Below are 10,812 nucleotides of genomic sequence, written 5' to 3' on the forward strand. Positions count from 1 at the left end.
CGCCTCAGTGCGCGTCGAACACGCCGGTGGACAGGTAACGGTCGCCGCGGTCACACACGATCGTGGCGATCACGGCCCCGCGCGTGCGCGCCGCGACGCGCAACGCCCCGGCGACAGCGCCACCGGACGACACGCCGCAGAGGATTCCCTCACGCGCTGCCAATTCGCGCATCGTCGTCTCGGCCTCCTGCTGCGAAACATCGATCAGTTCGTCCACACGCTCGGGCTCGTAGATCTGCGGGCGATAGGCTTGCGACCAGCGACGGATCCCGGGAATACACGCTCCTTCGGCCGGCTGCAGACCGATCACGCGGATCGACGAATCACGCTCCTTCAGGAAGCGCGACACGCCCATGATCGTTCCGGTGGTACCCATCGAGGCGACGAAATGCGTGATGCGCTGCCCGCTCTGGCGCCAGATTTCCGGCCCCGTGCCTCGGTAGTGAGCCAGCGGATTGTCGGGGTTCGCGAACTGGTCGAGCACGTGTCCACGTCCCTGCGACTGCAGGCGCAGGGCGAGGTCGCGCGCCGCCTCCATGCCGCCCGCGCGCGGCACGTCGATCAGCTCGGCACCGAAGGCACGCATCACCTGCCGGCGCTCCTCGCTCATGTGCTCCGGCATGATCAGAAGCAGCCGGTAACCGCGAATCGCCGCGGCCATCGCAAGCGCGATTCCGGTGTTGCCGCTGGTCGCCTCGATCAGGGTGTCACCGGGGCGGATTTCACCACGCTCCTCGGCACCGCGGATCATCGCCAGCGCCGGACGGTCCTTCACCGACCCGGCCGGGTTGTTGCCCTCCAGCTTCAGCAGGATCGTGTTGCCGCTGCCTGCCTGCATGCGCTGCAGGCGCACCAGTGGAGTCACGCCTGCCGTAGCCTCGATCGTGACGAACCCGGTCGCATCTGCCGCACCTGATGTCGCTGCAGGAGGATTGCGCTCTGGATCGTTCATGCTTCGGTTCATCTCCTGTCACCTCGCGCATGATACGTCGGTACAGCCCGCAACGGCTCACCCGGTCCGGTCATCGGACGGACGTGCCGAGAAATAGCGGCGACTCAGCAACGGGCGCGGTCCGAGCAGCTCTGCGAACGCCACACGCAGCAGACGCTTCGCGTGGCGGCGCGTCATCGGGTCAGAAAAATCCTCGCGTGCGATCGCCGCAAGCACATGCCCCGGATAGGCAGTGGCCTCTGCACCCCGATCTGCAAGACGAAAGCCACTGCCGGGATCGAACAGATAGCTTGCTGCAGGCTCGAGCACCCCACCGCCATCCACATCGTGGTCGAGCGCGAGCCCGTAACCCAGCTCGCGCAGCAGCAGCAGCTCGAAGCGACGCAGCAACGGTTCGAGCGCATGCTCACCCGCGAGTTGCAGCAGCAGCGCAGCATAGGCATCGAACAGCGCCGGATGCGGGTCCTGTGGCGCCAGCAGACGCAACAGCAGTTCGTTGACGTAGAGCGCACTGTAGAGACGCTCGCCCGCGAGTACACCGGCATTTCCAGCACTCTCGGTCGATCCAAGTGTCTTCAGCTCGGTGCGTCCGGACCACGCGACGAGCAGCGGTTGCAGTGGCTGGCAGCCCGCTGCCGCACCGCGCCGCGGGCTGCGCATCCCGCGCGCAACGGCAGCGATACGCCCGTGATCACGCGTCAACAACTCGAGCAGGAAGCTGCTCTCGCGATACGCGCGCCGGTGCAGAACGAAGGCAGGCTGATGATCGATGCGCGTTTCCGTCATGCTGGCATCTCGCAACCGACACCGATCAGTCCCCGTCGTCATAACCGAGGCTGGCGAGTGCGCGCTCGTCGTCGGCCCAGCCGCTGCGTACCTTGACCCACAGCCGCAGCATCACCTTCGTGCCCAGCAGGCGCTCGATGTCGGCCCGCGCCTCCGCTCCGACCCGCTTCAGGCGCGCACCACCCTGCCCGATCACGATCGCCTTCTGCCCCGGCTTGTCGACCAGGATCAACGCCGAAATATGCACCACCGCACGCTCGGTACGGAATTCCTCGATCTGCACCGCGCTGGCATACGGCAGCTCCTCGCCGAGCTGGCGGATCAGCTTCTCGCGCACGATCTCTGCCACCATGAAACGCTCGCTGCGATCGGTCAGCTGATCTTGCGGGAACAGGTGCGTGGTTTCAGGAAGCCGTGCGGTGATCTCACGCTCGAGCGCCTCGAGATTGTTGCCGCGCAGTGCCGAAACCGGCACGATCGCAGCAAAATCGTGCTTCTGCCGCAGCGTCTCGATGTGCGGCAGCAACGCTTCCCTGGACTCGAGACGATCCGTCTTGTTGATGACCAGCAGCACCGGCTTGCGCGTACGACGCACCGCCTCGAGCGCCTCTTCGTCTGCTGCATTCCATGCCAGGCGGTCCACCACCAGCAGCACCACATCCACATCGCTCATCGCCTTCAGCGCGGCGCGGTTCATCACCCGGTTGAGTGCCTTGCCCTCGCCGCGATGCAGGCCCGGGGTATCGACGTAGACGATCTGCACCTCGTCGCGCGTACTGACGCCGAGAATGCGGTGGCGCGTGGTCTGCGGCTTGCGCGAGGTGATGCTGATCTTCTGGCCGAGCAGATGATTCAGCAGCGTCGACTTGCCCACGTTCGGTCGACCGACGATCGCCACCATGCCACAGCGTGACCCAGCCATCAGTGTCGCCCTCCACTGCTCTGCAATCGCTGCAACGCGGCAGCGGCAGCCTGTTGTTCGGCGATGCGCCGGGTACGCCCCTCGCCTGGCGCTGCCGGCTCCAGCCCGTGCACGTGGCAGCGTACGCGAAACGCGCCGCCCGTCGCAGGCGGCGGCTCCAGCAGTTCGTAGCGCGGCAACGGCAGGCGGCGCGCCTGGAGGAACTCCTGCAACTCGGTCTTGGCATCCTTCAGCGATATACCCGGCTCGAGGCGTTCGAGGCGTGTCGCGTACCAGCCACGGGCCACGGCAAGCGCAGCATCGACTCCTGCATCGAGCAGAATGGCACCGAGCAGTGCCTCGACCGCATCGGCCAGATTCGAATCGCGGTCACGTCCACCGCTCGCCGCCTCGCCGGCACCAAGTCGCAGCACCGCGCCGATTTCCAGCTCGCGACCGATTTCCGCCAGCGTCTCGCCACGCACCAGACTGGCGCGCAGGCGGTGCAACTGACCCTCGCGCAAGCGGGGAAAACGCTGGAAGAGTTCCGCTGCAATCGCGAGATCGAGCAAGGCGTCGCCGAGAAACTCCATGCGTTCGTTGTTATCAGGGCCTGCGCTCGCGTGCGTGAGCGCGGTCAGCAGCAACTCGCGCCGTGCAAAAACGTGCCCGCTGCGGTTCTCGAGGCGACCGATGTCGCGATCGTTCTCAGGGGGCACCGGGGATCGGGATCTCAACGCGATTGTTGCCGAACACCACCACCGCATCGACGTTGGCCATCACGTGAGTGCGCGCCTCGTAATTGGCATCGATGAGCACGTGCGTCTTGGTCCGTTCGACCTTCATGCAGGGTTTCGCCTTGTCACGGCACACCGCCTGGATCACTTCGATCTGGTTCACGTCGAACTTGCGTTCGATCGCAGCCCGGATCTCCTGAATCGACTTCGACGCCAGCTCCGGTTCGTTCTGCAGTGACTTGACCGTAGCCTGCACCGAGTAGTTGGTGACGTACAGCGGCCCGACACTGAAGCCGACCGTGAGCAGGAACCCGGCCACCAGCACGATCACCATCCACTGCCAGATCGTGTATCCGGCCTGACGCAGCCTTGTCGAACCGTTCACAGCCGTGCTCCTCCACCGTTCGCGCACACGCGCTGCAGAAGTGTAGTCGCAGTCATTGGATCGCGCCCATGCGCGAGAAGCTCGGCAGGCTCAGCAGCCCTTCCCAATGCATCCAGATCGCGAACGCGTTGCCGACGATGTTGCGCTCCGGAACCTCGCCCCAAACGCGACTGTCACTGCTGTTGTCGCGATTGTCACCCATCATGAAATAGTGACCGGGAGACACCGTGGTCTCGAAATTGTCAGGAATGTGTCGGCGCAGGTCCTTGCGTACCACGTGCGTCACGGAGGCAAGGTTCTCCTCGAGAATCTGGTAGGTAGGCGCCAGCGGTGGCAGTTGCGCGATCAGCGTCTGCGGCATTTCCTCGCCGTTCACATAGAGCACCTTGTCGCGATAGACGATGTGGTCTCCCGGCAAACCGATCACCCGCTTGATGAAGTAGCGATGGTCGTTCGGCGGAAAGAAGACCATGACGTCGCCACGCTGTGGCTCCCCGATGTCGATGACCTTGGTGTTCAACACCGGCAGCCGGATGCCGTACGCGTACTTGTTGACCAGGATGTAGTCACCGACCAGCAGGGTTGGCACCATCGACGACGAGGGGATCTGGAACGGCTCGACCAGAAAACTGCGCAGCACCAGCACGATCAGCAGCACCGGCAGGAACGAACGCGCGTACTCGACCGTTGCCGGCACCCGCAGCTCGCTGCCAGCCTGCGCTGCGTAAGCGATCGCATCCGGACTGCCTTGCTGGTTCCACGCCGGAAGGCGCGCCTGCAGATCCGCCTCGCGGCGCTTGCGGCGCGGACGCCACAACAGCGCGTCCAACACACGAATCACCAGTGCGAGCCCGGTCAGGGTGACCAGAATCAGTGGAAAATCGATGTCCATCTCTTCACCCGTCAGCCGTCGACCTTGAGCACCGCGAGGAACGCTGCCTGCGGAATTTCGACCCGTCCCACCTGTTTCATGCGCTTCTTGCCCGCCTTCTGCTTCTCGAGCAGCTTCTTCTTGCGCGTCACGTCGCCACCATAGCACTTCGCCGTGACGTTCTTGCGCAGTGCCTTGACCGTCTGGCGCGCGATGATATGACCGCCGATCGCGGCCTGGATCGCGACGTCGAACATCTGCCTGGGTATGAGGTCGCGCATCTTCTCGACCAGCGCGCGCCCGCGGCTCTGCGCCTGGTCGCGATGCACGATGATCGCCAGCGCATCCACACGTTCACCGTTGATCAGCACGTCGAGCCGCACCAGGTTCGCGGCCTGGAAGCGCACGAAACTGTAATCGAGCGAGCCGTAGCCGCGTGTCAGCGACTTCAGGCGATCGAAGAAATCGAGCACGACCTCAGACAGCGGCAACTCCCAGGTCAGCGACACCTGGCGGCCGAGGAACTGCATGTCCTTCTGCACGCCACGCTTCTCGATACACAGGTTGATCGCCGCGCCGACGTAGTCCTGCGGGACCAGGATGCTCGCACGCACGATCGGTTCACGCATTTCGGCGACTGCGCCCGACTCCGGCAGCCGCGACGGATTGTCCACCATCACCGTCTCGCCACGCGTGGTCTCGACCTCGTACATCACGGTCGGCGCTGTGGTGATCAGGTCGAGGTCGTACTCGCGCTCGAGCCGTTCCTGGATGATTTCCATGTGCAGCGTGCCGAGGAAGCCGCAGCGGAAACCGAAACCGAGCGCATCGGATGTCTCCGGCTCGTAGAACAGCGAAGCGTCGTTCAGCGTCAGCTTGGCGAGTGCGTCACGAAACGATTCGTAGTCTTCCGAGTTGACCGTGAACAGGCCCGCGTAGACCTGCGGCTTCACCTTCTGGAACCCGGGAAGTGCAGCCGCCGAATCGGCATGCCTGAAGTGCGTGATCGTGTCGCCGACGGGTGCGCCGTGAATGTCCTTGATCCCGGCGACGACGAAGCCGACCTCGCCCGCATGCAGTTCGTCACGCTGGATGCGCTTCGGAGTGAAGACTCCGAGCTGGTCGACCTCGTGTGCGCGGGCGATCGACTTGGTGACGATGCGGTCGCGTACGCGCAGGCGCCCGTTGACCACCCGCACCAGCGACACCACGCCAAGGTAGCTGTCGAACCACGAATCGATGATCAGCGCCTGCAGCGGCGCCTCGGGATCGCCCTGCGGAGGCGGAATGACGCGCACCAGTTCCTCGAGCAGATCGGGAATGCCGAGACCGCTCTTTGCGCTGACTCGACAGGCATGCGAGGCATCGATGCCGATGATGTCCTCGATCTCCTGGGCGACCCGTTCGGGTTCCGCCTGCGGCAGATCCATCTTGTTCAGGACCGGCAGCACCTCGAGGCCCTGCTCGATCGCGGTATAGCAGTTCGCAACCGACTGCGCCTCCACGCCCTGCCCGGCGTCCACGACCAGCAGCGCACCCTCGCAGGCCGCCAGCGAACGCGAGACCTCGTACGAGAAGTCGACGTGCCCCGGCGTATCGATGAAGTTCAACTGATATACGTGACCATCGCGTGCGCGATACGACAGAGTGACGCTTTGAGCCTTGATCGTGATGCCGCGCTCGCGCTCGATGTCCATCGAGTCGAGCACCTGCTCCTGCATCTCGCGGCCACTGAGGCCGCCGCAGACCTGGATGAAACGATCGGCGAGCGTCGACTTGCCATGGTCGATGTGCGCGATGATGGAAAAATTGCGAATCAGGTTGAGGGCTGTCACCCGCGCTGTACCACGTGCCTTTGAAAACTTCGGGGTCGACCGGACGGCCGCCTACTGTACGTCAGGGCGGCGCCGACGACCCCTCGCAAAAGCGCGGAATACTACACGATTGGTGATCGAAGCTCGACCTGCCGTTCACGTTTCCTGGTCACTGGTCCTCGATACGGATCGCCACGAAACCGGCCTGGCCGTTGCGCAGCAGGCGCACCGGCACGTGCGTACCGGCCGGCAGACCCGCAACGATGTCACGAAACGCCGCTGCGTCACGCACGACCAGCCGCCCGATCTGCGTGATCACGTCTCCCGGCAACAGGCCGGCACGCTCGCCCGGCTTGCCGGTGACCACCTCGCGTACCACCACACCGCCGGCAACACGCAGGCTCGACTTCTGCCGGGCGTCAAGATCCTCCACGACCAGCCCGAGGCGCCCACCATTGGTCGAGACCTTCGCCGCCTGCATTCCATTGTCATCGTCGGGCAGTTCGCCGACCTTGATGCGCAGATCCACTGGCTTGCCTTCACGGATCACCCGCATCTGCGTCTGTGTGCCCGGCTTGACCAGCCCGACGACATGCGGCAGATCCGCGGATTCGCTGATCGGTTTGTCATCGAAGGAGATCACGATGTCGCCGACGTGCACACCTGCCTTCTCGGCCGGCCCACCGGGTTCGAGCTGCGAGATCAGCGCTCCTGCGGGCTTGTCGAGTCCGAAGCTTTCTGCCAGCGCACGGTCGACGTCCTGGATACCAACGCCGAGCCACCCGCGCACCACATGACCCGAGCTCTTCAACTGCTCGGCAACGTTGATTGCGACCGAAATCGGAATCGCGAACGACAGCCCGATCGAACCGCCGCTGCGCGTATAGATCTGCGAATTGATGCCCACCACCTCGCCCGCGAGGTTGAACAGCGGCCCTCCCGAGTTGCCCGGGTTGATTGCCACGTCAGTCTGGATGAACGGCACGTAGTTCGCGTTGTCCTCGCTCGGCAGACTGCGCCCACGCGCACTGACGATACCCGCCGCAACCGAATAGTCGAGACCGAACGGAGAGCCGATCGCCACCACCCACTCTCCGACTTTCAACTCGTCTGCATTGCCGAAGCTGACGACGGGCAGATCCTTCGCGTCGATCTTCAACAGCGCGATGTCGGAGCGGCGATCGCTGCCGATGACCTTGGCGTCGAACTCGCGTCGGTCGAGCAGGCGCACCTGCACCGAATCCGCCCCGTCGACGACGTGGTGGTTGGTCAGGATGTAGCCATCCTGCGAGATGATGAAACCCGACCCCATCGACTGGCGTTCACGCTGTGGCTGACCGCGGTTCTGGAACAGGTGACGGAATATCTCCGGCATCTGCTCAAGCATGCGCGGATCGATTTCGGGCGGCAGACCGGCTATCCCGGATGCCTTCTGTATGCTGAGGATCTTGACCACGGCACCCGAATTGCGCTCGACGATGCCCGTGAAATCAGGCAGCGCTGCCGCACGCGCCAGATCACTCAGCACGAGCGAGAACAGAAACACGAACGGTACGAACATCCAGCTGCGTTTCATGGGGTCTCCAGAAAGGAACGTAACACCATCCATATCAACTACCTGCATGTGACGATGACAGGATCCTGAGCACGCTCGGCTCGCCGAGCAACCGCCGTGCCGGACCGTCCAGCAGGCGCAAGACGCCCAGCGCCAGCAGCAATCCACCTGCGGCGCCGGCGATCGCGGTGCCATCTCCTGCACCCGGACCACCGCCGAGCACTGCACCAAGCACGAGCCCGGCCAGCAGTGGCAGGTACGCCAGCAGGGACGCGCCCGCCACACCACGCGCCGGCATACCGATTTCGACCACGTCGCTGACCACCGGTGTCAGCTCCGCCGGCACACGCACGCGCAATGGCATCCGTCGATCTCCGAACAGCCGGCTCATGGTTCCGCCACCGCAACCCTTGCCGCTCGCACAGGCGCTGCAACTGGCAGCACCGGGCGCCTCGACCCAGCACGCGTCGCCCGCCACACGCACGACCCGAGCACATTCGATCAACATCAGTCTTCGTCCGGGAAATTGACCGCGTTCGCAATCAGTTGGGCGGTTCCGACCGGGATTTCGCCAACCACCGTGACCAGGTGCCCGTGCCCGCGTGGAACGACGAAGGACACCGTTGCGCCACGCGAGGCAACGCCGGCTCCGGCCTGGAGTGCGGATGCGCGTTCGACGAAAATCGAGAACACCGCAAGTCCGTCGGTATAGGTGCGGATCTCGACCGGATCTACACCCTCTGCGGGCCGACGCGCGCCGCCACCGCTCTGCACGAATCCCTGCGGCAGCCACGATACCGTCCATCCGAACACGGGCACGGCGTCGGCCACAGGCTCCGGGTGCGTCTCCTCGTCACCGTCCGCCCCGAACTCGCTTGCCGGCATTGCGTTGCCGATCTCCAGCTCCACGAACTGGAAGCGCTCCAGCACCCGTCCCGCGCCATCCGTGGTCTCCGACTTCAGCAGCAGCGAACTGGCGTCGTCGAGCACCATGACCATGCCGTAGCGGTAAGGGTCACGCGGTGCGATGTGAAGCCTGAGTCCTGTCCGGTTCGCCACCCGTTCGCTGCCGTCGAACTCGATCGCGTAGTACGCGCCGATGCCCCCGGCATGCGGTGTGACTGCGGTTTCACGTGCCAGCCGGCGCGCCGGATCGAGTCGCAGCAGGCGGTCTCCGGCATGCTCGCAATCGGAGGCATGCCTGCCGCGGCGAAATTCGCGTGCATTGCCGTCGAGATGCACGATGCGCTCGCGCTCGATCCCGCCCGCGACCGCATGTACGATGCGGTGCGAGCTCAGCGTCTGGCCCTGCTCGTAGGTGAACACGCCGTGGTAGTCGAGGGTGCGGAATGCGCGTGACATCGCATCGAGTCGTGCGCCAGGGTCGTCGGCAGCAGCAACCGTCAATGTCGTCGCCAGCAAGACAAACAGCGCGAAAACCTGGTGCAAGCGCAGCGATCCGGACGTGAACCGCGCCTCAGCGTGACTCGTCACTGACGACCCGCGCGTAAGGCAGCATGCCTTGATTGGCATTGAATGCAGCGTTACGCACATGCTCACCCATGTACAAGCGCAGCCTGTCCTCGGCCAAGCGGTCCGCGCTGACGGCTGTTGCCGCACCCGGCGCGACGCGTACTGCGGGACCGAATCCGACCGGAACGGCAGCCGATGGCAATGTATTCATCACGGCCACAGGGGGTCCCAGCGGGGCCAGCGGTTGTGCATCCGCTGCGGCCAGAGCCGGCGCCTCGACTGCCTGCCCGTCACTCGACGGAGCCAGTGCACGCAGGCCGAACACGGCGATCAGACACACGGATGCTGCCACCGCCGCTCCGCCGAGCGGAATGCGCCAGCGCGCCGGTGCTGGTGCGACACCAAGCGGCGCCTCCGCTTCCAGAGCAGCCAATATCGATCGACTCACCTGCGACGGACAGAGCGCTGCCGTCTCGCCACGCAATACCGAACGCACCGCGAAATGACGCGCCAGCAGCGCCCCGACCGCCGCATCCTCACAGCCGTCCAGTACCCGACGCAACTCGAATTCACTGGCTTCGCCGTCGACGACGGCAGACACCATCTCGCGCAGCGGCTCGTTCATCTGGCTCAAGATCCACCCTCCAGCCCGCAAGTGCACCCCTTCGGATTCCTCGCCCACCGATTAGTTCCCGGTGATCAGCGGAAGAATTTCATGATCGATCGCCTCGCGTGCACGAAAGATCCGTGAACGCACGGTCCCCACCGGGCATTGCATGGCATCGGCGATCTCCTCGTAGCTCAACCCGTCGAATTCGCGCAGGCTGAGCGCTGTGCGCAGATCCTCGGGCAGTGCCGCAATCGCACGCTCGATCACCGCACGCAATTGCTCCGTCATCAATATGTTCTCTGGACCGGCCAGATCGCGCAGCGCCGAGGCGCTCGCGAAGTGCTCCGCATCCTCGGCGTCGATGTCGACCCCGCGTGGACGGCGTGCCCGTGAAACGAGGTGATTCTTCGCGGTATTGATCGCAATCCGGTACAGCCAGGTATAGAACGCGCTCTCGCCACGAAAGCCGGGCAACGCACGGTACGCCTTGATGAACGCCTCCTGCACCACATCCTGCACTTCGTCCGGATCCCGCACGAAGCGCGTCACCAGCGAGTAGATGCGATGCTGGTACTTCAGCACCAGCACGTCGAAGGCGCGTCGATCGCCCTTCTGTACGCGCTCCACCAACTGATGATCTGTCTCCTCTGCGGAAGACATTGCAGGACCCCACTCGTTCGTTGCGCATTTCCATTGGCTGCCCCAGAGGATCTCTGGCTGCGCGATTT

General features: G+C 64.5%; 12 protein-coding genes. All 12 read right to left on the reverse strand.

What is annotated here, in order from left to right:
* Positions 1-4 precede the first annotated feature (4 nt).
* The 12 genes from cysM to rpoE all read right to left on the reverse strand — a co-directional run bounded on the left by cysM (position 5) and on the right by rpoE (position 10,744).
* Positions 5-952, reverse strand: a complete 948-nt coding sequence (cysM, locus tag H7A12_04090; GenBank protein ID MCP5319991.1) for a cysteine synthase CysM — start codon at positions 950-952, stop codon at positions 5-7.
* Between the two features lie 57 nt (positions 953-1,009).
* The gene (gene recO, locus H7A12_04095; GenBank protein MCP5319992.1) at positions 1,010-1,738 is read right to left on the reverse strand and encodes a DNA repair protein RecO; all 729 of its coding nucleotides are present in this window, start codon (positions 1,736-1,738) and stop codon (positions 1,010-1,012) included.
* Between the two features lie 25 nt (positions 1,739-1,763).
* Positions 1,764-2,660 carry a GTPase Era gene (era, locus tag H7A12_04100; protein ID MCP5319993.1) on the reverse strand — a complete coding sequence of 299 codons (897 nt, stop codon included), beginning with the start codon at positions 2,658-2,660 and terminating at the stop codon, positions 1,764-1,766.
* The gene (gene rnc, locus H7A12_04105) at positions 2,660-3,406 is read right to left on the reverse strand and encodes a ribonuclease III (GenBank protein ID MCP5319994.1); all 747 of its coding nucleotides are present in this window, start codon (positions 3,404-3,406) and stop codon (positions 2,660-2,662) included. Before rnc ends, era begins: the two co-directional genes overlap by 1 nt.
* The gene (locus H7A12_04110; protein ID MCP5319995.1) at positions 3,348-3,761 is read right to left on the reverse strand and encodes a DUF4845 domain-containing protein; all 414 of its coding nucleotides are present in this window, start codon (positions 3,759-3,761) and stop codon (positions 3,348-3,350) included. The genes rnc and H7A12_04110 overlap by 59 nt, the downstream gene beginning before the upstream one ends.
* 52 nt (positions 3,762-3,813) lie before the next feature.
* Positions 3,814-4,653: a signal peptidase I gene (lepB, locus tag H7A12_04115; GenBank protein MCP5319996.1), complete on the reverse strand. Its 840-nt coding sequence runs from the start codon at positions 4,651-4,653 to the stop codon at positions 3,814-3,816.
* An 11-nt stretch (positions 4,654-4,664) separates the two neighbouring features.
* Entirely contained in the window at positions 4,665-6,467 is a 1,803-nt protein-coding gene (lepA, locus tag H7A12_04120; protein MCP5319997.1) for an elongation factor 4, read from the reverse strand.
* A 148-nt stretch (positions 6,468-6,615) separates the two neighbouring features.
* The gene (locus H7A12_04125; protein ID MCP5319998.1) at positions 6,616-8,022 is read right to left on the reverse strand and encodes a DegQ family serine endoprotease; all 1,407 of its coding nucleotides are present in this window, start codon (positions 8,020-8,022) and stop codon (positions 6,616-6,618) included.
* 34 nt (positions 8,023-8,056) lie between these two features.
* Positions 8,057-8,509: a SoxR reducing system RseC family protein gene (locus H7A12_04130; GenBank protein ID MCP5319999.1), complete on the reverse strand. Its 453-nt coding sequence runs from the start codon at positions 8,507-8,509 to the stop codon at positions 8,057-8,059.
* Positions 8,509-9,450, reverse strand: coding sequence for a MucB/RseB C-terminal domain-containing protein (locus tag H7A12_04135; GenBank protein MCP5320000.1), 942 nt, complete (start codon positions 9,448-9,450; stop codon positions 8,509-8,511). Before H7A12_04135 ends, H7A12_04130 begins: the two co-directional genes overlap by 1 nt.
* 28 nt (positions 9,451-9,478) lie before the next feature.
* Entirely contained in the window at positions 9,479-10,108 is a 630-nt protein-coding gene (locus H7A12_04140; GenBank protein MCP5320001.1) for a hypothetical protein, read from the reverse strand.
* Positions 10,109-10,159: 51 nt separating this feature from the next.
* Positions 10,160-10,744 (reverse strand): RNA polymerase sigma factor RpoE, encoded by a 585-nt coding sequence (gene rpoE / locus H7A12_04145; GenBank protein MCP5320002.1) that lies wholly within the window; start codon positions 10,742-10,744, stop codon positions 10,160-10,162.
* Positions 10,745-10,812 lie beyond the last annotated feature (68 nt).

It is taken from the genome of Pseudomonadales bacterium, assembly GCA_024234165.1.
In the GTDB taxonomy this organism is placed as follows: Bacteria; Pseudomonadota; Gammaproteobacteria; order Pseudomonadales; family UBA5518; genus UBA5518.

Excerpts from the sequence above, each read along its gene's own strand:
- cysM (MCP5319991.1), bottom strand. The coding sequence starts at position 952 with ATGAACGATCCAGAGCGCAATCCTCCTGCAGCGACATCAGGTGCGGCA.
- recO (MCP5319992.1), bottom strand. The coding sequence starts at position 1,738 with ATGACGGAAACGCGCATCGATCATCAGCCTGCCTTCGTTCTGCACCGG.
- era (MCP5319993.1), bottom strand. The coding sequence starts at position 2,660 with ATGGCTGGGTCACGCTGTGGCATGGTGGCGATCGTCGGTCGACCGAAC.
- rnc (MCP5319994.1), bottom strand. The coding sequence starts at position 3,406 with ATGCGGTGGTGGTGTTCGGCAACAATCGCGTTGAGATCCCGATCCCCG.
- lepB (MCP5319996.1), bottom strand. The coding sequence starts at position 4,653 with ATGGACATCGATTTTCCACTGATTCTGGTCACCCTGACCGGGCTCGCA.
- H7A12_04125 (MCP5319998.1), bottom strand. The coding sequence starts at position 8,022 with ATGAAACGCAGCTGGATGTTCGTACCGTTCGTGTTTCTGTTCTCGCTC.
- H7A12_04130 (MCP5319999.1), bottom strand. The coding sequence starts at position 8,509 with ATGTTGATCGAATGTGCTCGGGTCGTGCGTGTGGCGGGCGACGCGTGC.
- rpoE (MCP5320002.1), bottom strand. The coding sequence starts at position 10,744 with ATGTCTTCCGCAGAGGAGACAGATCATCAGTTGGTGGAGCGCGTACAG.